Raw genomic sequence first — 16,722 nt, 5'->3', positions numbered from 1 at the left:
CTCCTTTTATACCTCTATTTTTTTGAGTCCTGTCTTAATGAGCGGTTCATGGTGCGGAGTGCCTGCTGCCGGCGGCAGCAGGCCTTCGTCCTCAAAGGACGCCTTGTAGGTCTCATATTCAAATGGATAAGTCGGCAGCGGCAGGGTTCTCCCGCCTGGAGCTGACAGTCCTGCCGGGTCAAACGGCACCCCCAGCACATACAGCTCTGCCATTGCCCGCAGCAGATTCTCCGCAGCATCATTCTCAAGCGGCAGGCACACGGCGTGAATTCCCCGCAGTCCTCCGGGAGGCAGGCTGTCCCAGCGAAGGAGGCTGCCGCAGTAGAGCAGCGTGTCGCCTGCTTCCAGAGACTCTCCATAGTCTCTCAATCCAAGCTTGCCGGACATGGCTCCGGCAAGCAGCGGCTGCAGGCCGTCCTTAAACTGCTGATCAACCGTTCCTGAAGAGGTCACCACCGGGCACTTCACAAGCCCTTCGGCAATAGGCAAGGCTCCGCCTGTCAGCTCCCCTCCGTCCTGCAGGAAACGGGCAGCCTGGCTTAGCGTTATCCGGCCTGTGAGCACCAGCGCTGCGGGAATGCCCGCCCCTTCGGCCAGAATTGCCGAAGGTCGGATTCCGCGTTCGAGCAGCAGTCTGCCAAGCGCATATTGAACGGCTAAGCCTTCAACCGGCCCGCTTGTGCCGCCCGCTGCTTGCCTGGCCTCCTGATAAGCCAGGCGGAAGCCGGGAAAGCGTGAGCCGAGGGCTTCCAATTCCCGGACGCTCAAGGCGCTTTCCCCGTCAAGCACCAGCTGGACCGGCGTCGTCCGGTTCGGATTAGCCCGGCCTCTGCGGATCTCGGCATAGCTCTCGCCGTTTTCCACGGCCGAGAGAACGCTGGTCAGATGCTCCTTGGAGGCAACGACAGCCGCCGCCTTGACCGGCAGTTCCTTCTGAGAACGGTTCATCGTACGGCAGACGGCAGCGACGCTAAGCTCCGGATGCTCCGCAAGATAAGCCCGAAGCCTGCCGGCAACCTGTCTGATCCCCTGTTCATTTCTGCCCGTAAGCAGCAGCAGCTGCGGCGTAATCTCAGGCGCATCCGGCAGGACAGCCGCCTCCGGCGGCGCCTGCTCCAGAATGACGTGGGCATTGGTTCCTCCAAAGCCGAAGGCGTTCACGCTGGCGCGAAGCGGGGCAGCTCCGGCAGCTGTCCACGGCCGGGGATGCTTATCGACGACGTAGAAGGGCGAATTCCCGAAATCAATGTTGGAGCTCGGCTGCCCGTAATTCACCGTGTGCGGCAGAATCTGATGCTTCATGGCCAGCACCACCTTGATCAGGCTGGTCACGCCTGCTGCCGACAGCATATGCCCGACAGAGGATTTCACCGAGCCGATGCCGCAAAACTGCTTCTTGTCCGTAAAGCTGCCGAACGCCTGGGTCATACCTTCTATCTCAATCGGGTCGCCCAGCGGTGTGGCTGTACCGTGTGTCTCGATATAGGAAATCGTCTCCGGGTGAATCCCCGTCCGCACAAGCGCTTCGCGGATCACCTCAGCCTGGCCCTGCGGCCTTGGCGCGGTAATTCCCTGGGAGCGCCCGTCGTTGTTGACCGCCGAGCCTTTGATTACGGCATGGATATGATCGCCATCCCGCAGCGCGGCCTGAAGCGGCTTCAGGAGCAGGGCTCCTGCCCCTTCCCCCAGGACCATACCGTTCGCCCGCTGGTCGAACGGATAGCACTCGCCTGTCGGCGACAGCGCGGTTACCCGGCTCAGGGACACAAACGGCGTCGGGCTGAGATTCAGATTCACCCCGCCGGCAATCGCCATTTCCGACTGGCCGGTGCGCAGGCTCTCGCAGGCCATGTGGATGGCTACGAGAGAAGAAGAGCAGGCGGAGTTCACGATCAGGCTCGGGCCGGTAAGATTGAGGCAATGGCTGACCCGGGCGGCCACCTCATTCAGGCCATTCCCGGCCACCACATCGGCGACCAGCCGCGCCGGCTCCAGCACACCCGAGATCCGGGCAAGAATCTCCTGCTTCTCGGCGGGCTGCATTCCGCTGAAGGCCGGACTGTCGAGAAGCCGTTCCTTGATCAGCATATAGGAACGGTAATTGGCGAAATGCTCCATATAGGTGTTCTGCTCGCAGCCTGCGAACACCCCTATTTTGCGGGTGCGGTATTTCCCTCCATAGCCTGCCTGCTGCAAGGCCTCCCAGCAAATCTGCAGGAAGATTCTCTGCTGGGGATCGGCAGACTCCGCTTCCTTGGGCGACATGCCGAAGAACAGCGGATCAAAATCATAAGGAGCGTCGATGAACCCTCCCTTGCCGATATAGGAGGTATGAAGCGCTCCTGCAGCAGCATCAACATGCTTATCCTCCGACCATCTGCCGGGAGCCACTTCGCGGATGGCACTTCTGCCGCTGTGAAGCAGTTCCCAGTATTCCTCCTGGCTGCTTGCCCCCGGTATGCGCAGGCCCATGCCGATAATGGCAATGTCCTGCAGCGCTTCCCCGCTGAACTCGCCGGCGTCTTGCTCCGTTTCCGGAGCAGGGGCCGCATGAGCTGCGGATTCCTCCGTCAGCTGCTCCGCAATGTGCGCGGCCAGGGCTTCCGGCGTCTGATATTCGAAAATCAGGGTCGGATACAGCTCTGCATCCAGCTTGCCGCCAATGTCGGCAACGACCCGCGTCGCTCCAACCGAGTCCAGGCCCAGCTCGGTGAAGTTCATGCCCGTCTCCAGATTGCGGACGGAAATCCGCAATTCCTCACTGACAGCCCGGTATACAATATCTCTTACTTCTCTCGCGGAGCGGCAGATGAACGCCCGTCCGGCCTTATCAGCCGCCCGGCCAGGCTCCAGAGGCGGCGCAGGCTGGGCGGAGCCTTCCTTCCGCGCTTCCGGTTCCACCGGGTCGAGCACATGAACAATATCAGGCCCGGTCAAGGACAGGGCTCCAAGGAACGCAGCCGCCGCTTCCTCGTGGGCGAGCGGCTTCAGGCCCTGTCCCTTCAGGGTAAGCTCCACCAGCCCGCCGAATTCCGTTCCGGCTCCCGTATCCTTCCACAGGGAGTAATTGATCGACAAGGAACGCCCCGGAGCATTGTCATCCGCCCTGTACATGCTGTAGCCGTTCAAAAATGCATTCGCCGCAGCATAATCCCCAAGCCCGGAAGCCCATGCCTTGCGGGAGGCCGAGACAGAGGACAGCGCTGCGAAGAAACGCAGCGGCTCCTTCCGGGTGACAAGATCCGCTATAATCGTCCCCTGCCACTTGGGAGCCAGCACCTGCTCAATCTCATCCGGGCTGCGGGACAAAAGCTTATGCGGCGCATATTCCATCTGACCGGCTGCATGAATGACGCCGTGCAGCGGGCCATAAACGGCATGAATGCGGTCCACCAATTCCTCCATTTGCGCACGGTCGGTGACATCCACAGCGGAATACATCACCTGTGCCCCCAGCTTCTCCAGCTCCCGGAGAAGGGCGGTATCCGCCGGCAGCGGCCTGCGGCCGGTAAGCACCAGATTGATCTGTGCCTGCCGGGCAAGCGCTGCGGCAATCCGGCTGCCGACAAGCCCCGTACCCCCGGTAATCAGATAGGTCTCGCCGCCGTGAAGCTCAAACGGCCCGCCGGAGGCTTGCTCAGGCATCCGCTCCAGGCTGCGGACATAGGCGGTGCCGCTGCGGACCGCGGTGACGGATTCCGCATCTGTCCGCAGCATCAGCGCGGCGTTCAGGGCGGCGGCAAATTCTTCGCCGGAGGAATATTCCGCCTTGTCCATATCCAGCACCGAGACATGAATGCCCTCATGCTCAAGATCAATGACCTGGCCTAATGCCGCCGCGGCCGCCTGCACCGGATTGCCCGCTTCCCGGTCATTCTTCAGCTTGAACGCCTTATTCGTGACAATGACAAGCCGCACATCGTGAAGCCCCTCCAGCACCAGCGCCTGGCCCAGGAAATAAAGGCTCCAAATTCCATCGTTCACTGCCTGAATGTCGGTCAGAAGCACTGAGGGCTGAAGCTTCTCCCTTGCATAGTTGGACAGATGGATCACGGCCGAGACAGCCCCCGGCAGAAGGCGCAGCATGGCGCTGTAATCCTCCTCTTTGTCCATCCGTACAGTGAAGCTGCGTCCGCCGTCATAATGCGGCTCATCCCCGAAGCCCACATAGAAGACCGGATTGCGCTCAGGGTCGAGCTGGCGCTCCAGCCCCCTGCCCGTTTCCGGGCCTGCATTCCATACCAGCACCGCTCCGGCCTTAAGACCGTTGCCTCCGGCCAGCGATTCGGGGCTCCATTTCCATTCATGGAGCCACTTCCCGGCCTCCACGGCAGAGCTTCGGCTGGAGCTGTCCCCGAAATCGGGCTTAAAGATTTTACGCTCAAAGGGATAGACGGGCAGCGGGACCTTATGGAAGAATCCCCCCTGCTCCACAGCCTCCCAGTCCGGCTTGGCGCCAAGGGAGTACAGCTGGCCGAGCAAGCCCAGCCAGGTCTCCCATGCATCCTTCTTGCGGTTCAGCGCATGAAGCACCTGCGGCTTGGCCGGATGCCGCAGCCCCCCCGCCATTCCGGCAAGGATGGCGTCGGGGCCGCATTCAACCAGTACCGGGACCTCCCGGTCCAGCGCGTAGGCAAGGCTCTGTTCAAAGCGGACGGGCTCCAGAATATGCCGCAGCCAATACTCCGCCCCGGGCGGACCCTCAAGCACTTCGGCTGTGACATTGGAGATGACCTGAATCTGCGGAGCATGGAAGACTGTGGCCTCCAATTCTATTCTGAATGCCTCCAGCATCGGGGTCATCAGCGGAGTATGGAAGGCCTGCGACACATTCAGCCGTTTGGACCCGATCCCCTTCGTATGCAGCAAGGAGAGAAATTCCCCGACGGCCTCGCTGCTTCCGGAGACCACCTGATGCGTGATATTATATCCGGCGACCCACAAAGATCCGGCAAAAGGCTGCAGCAGCTCTTCCAGCGCGCTGCCCGAAGTGAATACGGCGGCCATGGCACCGGCAGCCGGCAGCTCACTCATTAGCCTGCCCCTTGCGGCCACCAGCCTCGCGGCATCGGCCAGGCCGACGCTGCCCGCAAGGCAGGCGGCCGCCCACTCTCCGACGCTGTGCCCGAGCATATAAGCGGGCTGGATGCCGGCATCCAGCAGCAGCCGTCCACAGGCATAATCCAGCGTGAAGACCGCCGGCTGGGTAAGCTCCGTCCGGGCAAGCCGCTTGTTGTCGGCCTCCTCACCGTAGAGCAGGCCCGTCAGCTTCAGGCCCAGGTACGGCTCAAATGCAGATGAGCATTCCTCCACATGCTTGCGGAAGGCGGGAAGACCCTCGTACAGCGCTCTGCCCATGCCCGCATACTGTGAACCCTGGCCGGTGAACATCAGAACCGTTGCCGGAGGACCGGATACCGGGGCGGATGCCGGAGCGCCGGCCTGCAATTTGCCGATCAGATCCTGTACGGAATCCGCCACCGCATGGAAGCGGTGCGGCAGTGCGGTCCGCGCGACATTCTCTGTATAGCAGACATCTGCCAGCGGATATTCCCCATGCTGCTCAAGGAAGGCCGCAAGCCCGGCCATCTTCTGCTGCAGCGCCGGCCGCGTGTGCGCGGACAACCCGATCACATGCTTGGCGCGCACCGGAGAGTCCGCTTCTTTTTCCAGTATCCGTGCGGGTGCTTCTTCAACCACCATATGGCTGTTGGTTCCGCCGAAGCCGAAGGAGTTGATTGCCGCCCTTCTGGCCGTCCCTTCTGCCACCGCCCACTCTTGGGCAGCCGTGAGCAGGTAGAACGGTGTCTTCTCGAACTTCAGCATCGGGTTCGGAACAGTGACATTCACCTGCGGCGGCATAATTTTGTTCTGCAGCGCCATTACCACTTTGATGAAGCCCGCAATGCCCGCCGCGCCCAGCAGATGGCCGATATTGGATTTCACCGAGCCGATGGCAACGGACTGGCGCATCAGCTCCCAACGCTTGAAGGCACTGTCCAGCGCCCTGACTTCGCTGGGATCGCCGATCTTGGTTCCCGTCCCGTGGGCCTCCACATACTGCACATCCGCAGGACTGAGGCCGCTGCGGACGTACAGCGATTCGATCAGCTCCCTTTGACCGTCCGGATTCGGGGCCATCACGCCGATGGAATGCCCGTCATTGTTGATGCCGCTGGCCTTCAGCACCGCCAGCACCGGGTCGCCGTCCCGCAGCGCCTGCTCCAGCGGTTTCAGCATCACCAGTCCGGCACCCTCGCCCGGCACGAAGCCATCCGCGTCGGCCGAGAACACGCTGCTGCGTCCGGCCTTGGACAAGGCTCCGGCACTGCTGAAATATTGATAGGAGGTTGGCGTCAGCATAAGGTGAATGCCTCCGGCAATGGCGGATTCGCATTCTCCCCTGCGGATGGAGCCCGCTGCGAGATGCAGGGTGACCAGAGAAGAAGAGCAAGCGGTATCCACCACCATGCTCGGCCCCTTGAAGTTGAATTCCTGGGAGGTCCGGGCGGGAATCATGTTGACGATATTATCGACCAGCAGATTGGGATGGGTCCCTGTGAAGCCCAGCTTCCGCTTCCATTCCTCCATAATCCGCTCCTGCTGCACACTGGTCAGCACGGAGAAGCTGTCGAAGCTCTGCAGGTTCATGCGGTTCAAGGTATTCAGGTGATATTCGAAATACGAATTGCCGCCCGCCCCGACAAACAGCCCGACCTTTCTGCCATTCAGCTGCTGCCGCGAATACCCGGCCCGCTCGATCAGCTCGTATACCAGCTCCATTACAATCCGCTGCTGCGGGTCCATTACTGCCGCTTCCTCCTCGGAGATGCCGAAAAGAGCGGCGTCAAAGCCATACGGGTTATCCAGAAACCCGCCGGTGCGGCAGTAAATTTTGCCGAATTCGGGATCGGGACTGTAATAATCGTCAATGTTCCAGCGGTCCCGCGGCACTTCGCCGATGGAATCCTTCCCCTGCAGCAGGTTGGCCCAAAACTCCTCCGGACTCGAAGCGCCCGGGAACCGGCAGGCCATGGCAATTACGGCAATGTCTGCATCTCCGGCGCTGCGGGCTCGTTGAACGCCGGCTTCCAGCCGCTTCCCGGCAGGGAGCGGGCTGCCGCCCGCATTCACTTTGCGGGCCAGATAGCCGTCCATCTCTTCAACGGTGCGGCATTTGATCAGCAGATCATGGGTCAGCTCCAAACCGAGCTCTTCCTCCAGGGCACCAAGAATCTGTATGGCCTTAAGCGAGGTGCCTCCCAAGGACAGGAACGGCTGGTCATACGGTATCGTCCCGGCCGGACGCCCCAGCACATCCGCCCAGACAGCGCGGATCTTGTCCAGAAAGGCTCCGGGAGCCGCTCCAGGAACCGGTGCTTGCAGGGAGGACGGCGCTTGCACGGATGGTGCTGCTGCGGATGGTGCCTGAAGAGAGAAAGGAGCCTTGGCTTCCTCTTCGAAATACGCGGCGGAATACGATTTTTCCTGGAATTCGCCCTTCCGGAAGGACTCCACCAGAACGAACCGCTGCACTTTGCCGCTTGTTGTCTTCGGAATGGACCGGACCAGCGACACATAATCCACAGGTATGCCAATCGCCTCATTCACATGGCGGAGCAGCTTGGCATAGAACGGCTTCAGGTCCTTCTCCTGCAGACGCACCGTAGAGAACAGGCCTACCTTCTCTTGCCCTTCCTGTTCATCATGCCAGCCGCACACGGCTATCTTGCCCGGCTCGACCCCATCCAGCTCCTCGATCACCGCTTCGATATCATGGGCGAAAAAATTCTGGCCGTTGACAAAAATAATGTCCTTAATTCTCCCGCTGACCGTCAGGCGCCCGTTCAGGACAAAACCGTTGTCACCGGTCTTAAGCCAGCCGTCCTGAAAGGACCCGGCGGTGGCCTCGGGGTTATTGATATAGCCGGAAGTGACATTGCGGCCGCGAATCTGAATCTCTCCTATCGTTCCTTCGGGAACGACGGCTCCCGTCTGATCATCCGCGATCCGGATCTCCATGCCGATTACGGGGTAACCCTCATCGGCCATCAAAGAAGCGCGCCTGTCGTCCTCAGGGATGGCCTCAATCCGCGATTTACTGACCATAAGCCCGCGGTTGACGGAGTGTACCAGCGGCTCTTCGCCAGGCCGGGGGAAGCTGACCGCCAGGCAGGCCTCGGCCATGCCGTATACGGGAAACATCGCACTGCGCTTTAACCCGCTATGCACGAATTTGTCCATGAATTCACGCATCGTCTTCACCGAAATAGGCTCGGCACCGTTATAGAGCAGCCGGATCGAGCTTAGATCCCAGGATTTCAGCTGTTCCTCCTTCACTCTGCTGCCGATGAGCCGCAGCCCGAAATTCGGACAGCCGGTAAAGGTAATCCGGTGCTTATGGATCATATCCAGCCACAGCGTCGGCCTTTTGACAAATTTCATCGGGGTCATATTGAACTGGTTGATTCCGCAGGCCAGCGTGGACAGGTGAAAGCCGATCAGTCCCATGTCGTGGTGATACGGCATCCAGCCAAGGGAACGGTCATCATCCAGCATCCCGGAGCTGGTGATAATCGATTCTATGTTGGTGAGCAGATTGTCATGGGTCAGAATGGTTCCTTTGGGTACGCTTGTGCTCCCGGAGCTGAATTGAATCAGCGCCGGAGAATGCGCCCCGGACAGCATAAGTGTCCCGGCCTGCCCGGCTGTATCCAGACTCGCGGCTTCCAGAATCCGCATGCCGCTGATGCCGAGCGTTGTCTCCATCTCATCCCGCGCCTCGGCAAGGCTGCGGTCGGAGACGATCACCGGACGTTCCAGAACCTCCCATATCGCCTGCAGCTTGCTGAGGGAGGTGTTGATCACCTTCGAGGACGCCGGATAAGAGGCGGGGACGGGGATAATTCCGCCCAGGATGCATGCCCAGAAGGTAAGAATGAATTCCCGGCTGTCCTCCAGCAGAATCAGCGCATACCGGCCTGGCGCAAAGCCCTGCTCCTGGAGGCCTCCCAGCCGCCGGGTTGCGCCTTCAAGAAGGGCCAGATAGGAGAGAAAGAATTCCGAATTATCATTTTGCAGGAAGGTGATGCCCCGGTCTTCATTGCCGGATACGTGGATCAGCACGTTGGCCAGATTGCCCATTTCGGCAAATCTGCCGGTGATGCTGCCGCCCTTCAGGAGGGAAAGTCTGGTTTCTGGTTTCTTCCGTTTGGAACTGCTCACAATATTTCCTCCTTGGTTAGCTGTATTTTTGAGCCTTTTCTCGTGAATGCCGCATGGGCAAGGAACAGGCAGAACAACAGAAGACAGGCAGTAAACAGATGCTGGTTGCCCCATGCATTCATGGCTACTGCGGATACAAACGGACCCGCCGCCGATCCAAAGCCATAAAATGCGGTAAACATGGCGTTTCCCGAGGACCTCTCGCCAGGCGGCAATTCCTGGGCCGTGAGCGCCATGGCAAGAGGGTACAGGGGACCAATCATGAACCCGGAGGCAAAGGAAAACAGCAATCTTACAGGCATGCTCCCGGAAGTCACGATGCCCACCATAGTGAAGATCGAAATAAACACGCAGAGAATCAGGCATTTTCTGCGGCCGATCCGGTCAGCCAGATAGGTGACCGGAAGCAGGCCGAGAAGGCTGCCCGCTGCAAAGATGCTTAATCCATAGCCTGTCTGGGCCACCGCAACATGCTCCCGGATCAGATACAGAGGATACAGGGAGACCACTATGGTCTCGCCGAACCCGTATACGAAAGCTCCAAACATCGGCAGATGGATCTTCGACAGCACCTTTTCCCGGGTGCGTCCGGGAATGACTAGCAGGCCTGCCAGCTTGAAATAAATAATGGCGGAAGCCGCAATCAGGCAGACGCTGCTGAACGCAAACGGCAGCCAGGCCACCATGTCATAGACCTGCGGAGCCAGCGCAGAGCTGGCAATCAGCCCAAACGCAAAACACAGGCTGTACATCCCGCTGACCATGCCCAGGCTTTTCTCATCCGAAAGGCTGTGGAGTGCCGTCTGAAGTCCCATCATGTTGCAGCTGATGCCTATGCCCATAAGCGACATCAGCAGCAGCCAAACCCCATTCGCGGTGAACAGCGGAAAGAGCGCCGAGCAGACCCCCGTAAGCAGCAGGCCTGCCGTAACGATCTTCTTCATGTCCGTGCCACGCATGGTTCTGTCCGCAAACACCGAGCCAAGCGCCATGAACAAAAAGTAGGAGGAGGAAATGATTCCGATCCAAATTTCTTCTCCGTGATTGGCCGTCATATGCGTGGTGGAGAGCGGATTAATGACGCCCACGGAGGTGCCCACCAGCAGGGCAATGCCGTAGATCACGGCCTTGCCGCCTCCAAACAGGTCGCCCCATTTATCCGGCTTGTGTGTCTCTTGCTTCAGCGCCGCCGCCCCCATTACGGCTGCCTGCGCTGCACGGCCTGGAGCAGCTGCATCTGCTGCGCCCCGAACCAGTGCATATCCTGTTTGCCGTAGACCTGCACCGCCTCGCCGGTAATATAGTCCGCGCGCGCAGAAGCCAGGAAGACAACCGAGTCGGCAACTCCGGACGGAGGAATCGCCCGTCCCTTGAATGCCGCCGGCGCCATCTCGGTGTCCACGAGCGAAGGGCATACCGCATTCACCTGGATATTGCTGTTCTTCAGCTCTTCCGACAGCGCACGGGTCAGTCCCAGCACACCATGCTTGGACGCCGCATAGGCGCTCATCATCGGATAGCCGATAAAGGAGGAATCCGAGCCGATATTGATGATCTTGCCCTGCTTCTGTTTGGCCAGATAAGGAATCACGGCGTAGCAGAAGTGATAGGTGCCGAGCAGATTTACCTGAATGATCGATTCCCACATCCCCGGACTCATATCGGCCATCGCTGCCATGCCGGTAATCCCGGCGCTGTTGACAAGAATATCAATACGGCCGAAACGTTCAATAATCTGTCCAACCGCCTTATGGACGCTTGGAGCGTCACTTACATCGGCGGGTATGGGCAAGGCCTTCACCCCAAGCCGGCGCAGCTCATCCGCAGTCTCCCGAAGCCGTTCCCCGGACCTCGCCACCAGTACAATGTCTGCCCCTTCACGTGCCATGGCCAGCGCTATGCTCCGTCCAATGCCTCTGCTGCCGCCCGTTATGACCGCTACCTTGTTAGCGAGCAGGCCTTCCCGCGGAGCCTCGGGCAGCAGCGCGGTATCCTGAACGGACGCCAGAAGCTCAAGCGCTTGCTCCATATACTGTTCAGCCAGCCCCTGTATCGTAGACGCAGCATACAGATTGGCCGAATATTCGATTTCAACGGTCAGCCGCCCTTCTTCAATCGAGAAAAAGAACTCAATGACCGATATCCGTTTTTGTCCCGGAAGAGAAAACCTCCGGTCCAGGCCTTCTCTGGAGAATTCCATGTCCGGCAGTCTGGGCGCATCCCGGTTGCCGAGATAATTCGCCCGGATGGGGGTGAGCTTGGTATCGGGGTACATATATTGCGGCAGGCTTTCGGACACCAGATCGTAGCCTGTCCCCCCGAGCGGAACCGCCTCCAGCTCCCGGCGGATGCTGCGGATCAGCTCCGGCCAGCCGCTGTTCTCTTCCACGTTGATCCCCAGCGGGAAATTGACGGCAAAATTGCCGGGTGTCTGCATGAAGCGCCGGCTGGCGCCCAGGTCTCTTCCATGCACCCGGTGGCTGACGACGACCTTGGGCTGCCGGAAGAATCCGCCCAGCAGCTTGTAAAGCGGCGCCAGCAGCAGCGGATACACATTGCTGTCGAAATGCTTCTTGGCCCTGGTCAGGAGCAGCGAGGTCTTCTCCCGGTCAAAAGTGAAGCGTTCCAGCTTGGCGGACTGCTCGTCGTTTGGCCCCTTGATGAAATCGGCGGGAAGCCTGCACACGGATTCCGGCGGGAATTGCGCGGACCAGTAGCCTGCGTACTCCTTGCCGTGGATTCTTTTCTGCTCCTGGACCGCCCTTACGAAATCTGCATACGGCCGGGCCTCCGGCAGTCTGGCCTCCGGCGCTCCCGGACTGAGCGAGGCATAAATCTGCCAAATCTCCTGCAGCAGCAGCTGGTTGGTAATCACATCCGAGATCAGATGATGCCCGACCGCCGCGATATCATACACCTCTGCCGATACCTGAACGACAATAATCCGCCACAACGGCCATTGGTCTACCCGGAACCCCTCAATCGCTTCCGTCAGAATGGCCTGGATTTCTTCGTTTCGCTGAGCCTCCCCCAGATGGCTGCCATCATAGAAATCGACATTGCAGCCTGTTTCCTCCGCCAGGAACCGCTGCTCGAAGCCGGCGGGCTTCTGCACCAGAACGCTCCGCAGCGCATCATGGCGCCGGTTCAGCTGCATGGCCGCCTTCTTGAACTGCTGCAGATTCAGCGGACGCTTGTATAGAAACCGCGTATAACCCGCCCAGCAGTACGGATAGTCAAAATAATTCATCAGCCAGCTCTGAGCCGGCGCAAGCGGCAGGGTGTCTTCTCCCTGCGGTGCAGGCTCCGCCAGGGAAACGGCGGGCTGTACTGCTTCCGCCGCTTGCGCCGCCGGGGTTGCTTGCGCCCCTTGGTTCACTTGAGCCGCTTGCCCTGTTCCGCCGAACATAGCGCCCAGCGCTTTGCGGTCCAGCTTGCCGTTCGGATTCTTGGGCAGGCGGGGCAGCCATTCCAGCCGGTGCGGGATCATGTAATACGGAAGCTTGCGGCCGGCGAATTCCTTGAGCTCCTGGTCCGCCGTCTGCTTGCCTGCCAGGCAGGCAAGCAGCAGCTGCTGTCCGGGCGCAGGCTCGATGACGATTACGGCTGCTTCGGCCACATGGGCATGGCTGCCCAGTACAGCCTCGATTTCTCCCAGCTCCACGCGGAAGCCCCGCAGCTTCACCTGATTGTCAATGCGTCCATGGTACTCATAGCTGCCATCCGCTCTTTTAACCGTCAAATCGCCTGTCCGGTAGATAAATTCGCCCGGAATCTCCGGAAACGGGTTGGGATGGAAGGCTTCACGGGTCTTCTCCGGGTTGTGCAGATACCCCTTGGCCAGCTGGATGCCGCCGATCCATAGCTCGCCGATTTCTCCCTCAGGCACTTCCCGCATATGCTCATCCAGATTCTTGATATGCACTCCGGTGATCGGCTTGCCGATGGGAATGCTCATTTCTCCGGCAGACCCCGGCCGCTGGGATATAATATGGCAAGTGACATCAATGGAGGCCTCGGTAGGACCGTAGAGATTAGCCAGCCCGGTCTGCATCCCATAGCGGTCCATCCATTTCTGCACAGGGCTGAGCGGCAGGCCTTCTCCGCTGAAAATCAGCCAGCGCAGAGCAGGAAATGTATAGCGCTCATCCTCCAGTGAATTTACAAATTCACCGAACAAGGAGGGCACGAAATGCATGACATTAATTTCGTTGTCCGTCATCCAGCGGGCCAGGCTCCATGGGTTCTTGACCACTTCCTGCCTTACGGGGCATACCGTTCCGCCGTACATCAGCGGCCAGAGCAGCTCCCACACCGAAATGTCGAAGCAGCAGGAGGTCTTCTGGGCTACCCGTTCGCCGGGCTGCAGGCAGAAGGCCTGCTGATGCCACTCCAGCCGGTTCATATAGCCGCGGTGATTCAGCATGACTCCCTTGGGCTTCCCGGTTGACCCCGATGTATACAGAACAACCATTAAATCATGGGGAGCGCTGTCCGCCTGCGGATCGGCGGCGGAGCAGCTCTGCCACTCTTCTGTTCCCGCCTGCCCGAAATGGCCGTGCGCTTCATAGCCTTCATTGAGATAGACCACTTGGCGGATGGAAGGGCTCTTCCGTACGATAGGATCTGCCTGCCGCTGCAGCGACTGCTCCGTGAGCAGGACGCTGAGCCGGGCATGCCCGGCGATATATTCGATGCGGTCAGCCGGATACATCGGATCGAGCGGCACATAAGCCGCCCCTGCCTTCAATATTCCTAATATCCCGGTCAGCATGAGAGGGCCGGGGAGCGTCAGTATGCCCACCAGGCTCTGCGGGCGCACCCCTTGTGACATCAAATAGTGCGCGAGGCGGCTGGACTGCTCATCCAGCTCACGGTAAGTAACCTTCCTTGCCCCATCCCATACGGCTACCGCGTCAGGGGTTGCTTTGCACTGCCGGGAGATTTGGAGATAGGGAATCTCAAGCGCAGGCTCCTGTCCCCCCGAATTATCCCAAGTATTTCCATGAGTGATATGGGGAATCATTTCATTCAGAGTCCTGCATTCGAACAAACCGGCCCTGTCGGCATTTTCGAATACTTTGCCCAGCTTTGTGATCAGCCGGATTCGCTGCAGCGAATCCATTCCGAGTTCAGCCTCCAGATCCTTGAACAGGCCTTCCTCACCAATGGCTGCTCCGCTGATATCCTGGGCAATTCCGCGCAGCCGTTCACTCAGTTCGGCGGCATGCGGCCCCGCGGCTGCTGCCTCTGGAAGCGCCTCTGCATTTGCCGGCTCCATGGCGGCGAGCTGCCTGAGATTGTCCAGTAATCTGCCCATATGCTGCTCAATATAGGTATCCTCAAAAAAGGAGCTGTCATAATTCGCGGTGATGACCAGCCTGCCTTGAAACAATTCGGCAAGACAGTCAATCGTACCCGGATTTGTACCCGTAAAAGCTTCATAATCATAAACTTCGTAATTCCCGTATTTCCTGTCTATGGATGTATTCCCTACGTAAGAGAGGTACAGGTTGGATTTCAACGTAGAGCGGATCATGGAGGCCACCGCTTCCGGCATAACGCCGTTCTGCAGATGGATGGTGTCTTTGGCAAATTGCGCAGCTCTGCAGGTCTGCGCCCTGTCCATACCTGAGGATATTTTATCGCCTAATTCTTCGCTTGTTCTGTCAATCAGTGTTTCCCAGCCTTCATTCGCATCCCCGCAGGTGAAGCTGAGCGCAAGATTCTGGGCGAAGGCGCCGAGCACCCCGGTAGCATCTGTGCAGGGATACAGCTTGCCGCTGGTCGGCAGATTCAGAATAATCCGGTCCCGCTCTTCCCCCTGCTGCTTGACCGTTTTCAGGTAAGCGCTGACCAGCAGCACGAAGAGGGAGGTGCGCCAGGACTTGGTAGAGGCAATCAGCCGTGCCGTTGTTTCCTCGCTGATCCCGTATTTGCGGGAATGAATCACCGCACCGGCACTGCCTGCTGCATCAGCCTGGCGGCTTGGCCCGTATGGATTGAAGAAGTAGGCCCCGCGTCCCTGCTGCTGCAAGTACCTGTCCAGCGCCTCCATCTCTGATGGAGCGTTCCAGGCATTCATTTCGGATACCACACGGTTATATTCCCCGGCTGGCAGGGCGGGCCTTAGCTTGACCGTTTTGTTTTGCGATTTCGCCCCGTAGATCTCCAGGATTTCCCTCAGAATCTGCTGGTTGCCCAGACCGTCCGAAATCATATGGTTAATATCCAGAATCAGCTCATATTCCCGGTCAGCCGTATGAATAACGGATATAGTGTGCAGCGGCCAGCGGGTAAGATCAAATTTCCCGTTCAGCGAGGCTTCGAACCTGCCGGAGATCCACTGGCGCTGGGCCGGTTCATCCAAATGCCGTATATCCAGGACCGGAATTTCCGGGGCAGCCGCATCCTTCAGCAATTGGAGACGATACCCCTTCAGGCTGGCATTCTCCGGCTCAGTGATGAACACGGCCCGCAGCACAGGATGGCGGAGAATCAGCTCGTTCCAGGATTCCTGGAGGCTTTGGGCATCCAGCTCCCCCCGCAGGCGCACTCCTGAGGTAATGGTAAGGTTCGCTACCGACAGATAGGTGATCAGGAATAAATATTGGGTATGTAACATTTCAAGGAATTCCGGCTCATTTTCAGGAATCAACACATCAACAGGATTTCCGTCACCAGCAGCCGGCCGGGCAGCGCCGCTTCCTTCTTCTCTGGCAGCCAGCATTTCCACTATATCGCCAACAGTTTGCATGGAGAGCAGCGGCGTCATGGAAGTATTTCCGCTGTGCGCATCGGATGAATCGCCGGGAAGCAGTGAGGCCAGCTCGCTCATTAACGATATCATTTTAATGGAATCCAGACCGAGGTCCCCTTCCAGCTCCATATCCGCATGCAGGTCTTCTGCCTTATGTCCGGTAATTCCCGAGATCCGCCTGCAGACCTCCGCCTCCAAATGTTCACGCCGGCCGGGTACGGGGGCAATCACATGGGCCGCAGCAAGCTCAGGCCCGGCATTCTCTTGAGCTTGAACCGAGGCGCTGTCTGCGGCCTGTCCCCCTGTCCTTTGGCGCTGGGCCTCCCAATCCTCAAAAATCTTCACAAGCTCGCCGACGGTTTGCAGACCCAGCAAGGCGGTTACCGGGTTGGCGGCCGAGAAATCATCCATTTGCTCTGCCGGGACCAGTCCGATCATCTCATTCATTAAAGAAATCATTTTGATGGAGTCGAGTCCCAGATCATCTTCAAGATACATCTCTGAATCCAAATCTTCGATCTTATGGCCCGTTACGTTTGAAACGAGCCGGTAGACCGCCTGGCTGGCGCCGCTTGCGGCATTTGATGGACGAACAAACATTTTGCTCACTAACCCAATCTCCCTCGCATCCATATTTTTTGTTACAAATAATCTTATATAAGATTTTTACCTTGTAATGGGATTTAGTGTCAATGACCATTTACCTAAATTCTCTTATTTTATAAAATTTAACATCT

Annotated in this window: 3 protein-coding genes; all 3 read right to left on the bottom strand. The window is 58.9% G+C overall.

Going from position 1 to position 16,722, the window contains the following annotated elements; genetic code table 11:
- Positions 1-6 precede the first annotated feature (6 nt).
- The 3 genes from HYD27_RS14140 to HYD27_RS14130 are packed head-to-tail and all read right to left on the bottom strand — an operon-like array spanning position 7 to position 16,585.
- Entirely contained in the window at positions 7-9,225 is a 9,219-nt protein-coding gene (locus HYD27_RS14140) for a type I polyketide synthase (protein WP_219216124.1), read from the bottom strand.
- The gene (locus HYD27_RS14135; RefSeq protein ID WP_219216123.1) at positions 9,222-10,424 is read right to left on the bottom strand and encodes an MFS transporter; all 1,203 of its coding nucleotides are present in this window, start codon (positions 10,422-10,424) and stop codon (positions 9,222-9,224) included. The genes HYD27_RS14140 and HYD27_RS14135 overlap by 4 nt, the downstream gene beginning before the upstream one ends.
- Entirely contained in the window at positions 10,424-16,585 is a 6,162-nt protein-coding gene (locus HYD27_RS14130) for a non-ribosomal peptide synthetase (protein WP_228745137.1), read from the bottom strand. Before HYD27_RS14130 ends, HYD27_RS14135 begins: the two co-directional genes overlap by 1 nt.
- Positions 16,586-16,722: the final 137 nt, after the last annotated feature.

Source organism: Paenibacillus sp. S150 (assembly GCF_019352175.1).
Classification (GTDB): domain Bacteria; phylum Bacillota; class Bacilli; order Paenibacillales; family Paenibacillaceae; genus Paenibacillus_AQ.
The sequence above is the reverse complement of the archived record's forward strand: the minus strand, read 5'-3'. Positions and strand labels throughout refer to the sequence as shown.

What these genes read in the sequence shown, in the direction of transcription:
- HYD27_RS14135 (WP_219216123.1), bottom strand. Translation starts at nt 10,424, where the DNA reads ATGGGGGCGGCGGCGCTGAAGCAAGAGACACACAAGCCGGATAAATGG.
- HYD27_RS14130 (WP_228745137.1), bottom strand. Translation starts at nt 16,585, where the DNA reads ATGTTTGTTCGTCCATCAAATGCCGCAAGCGGCGCCAGCCAGGCGGTC.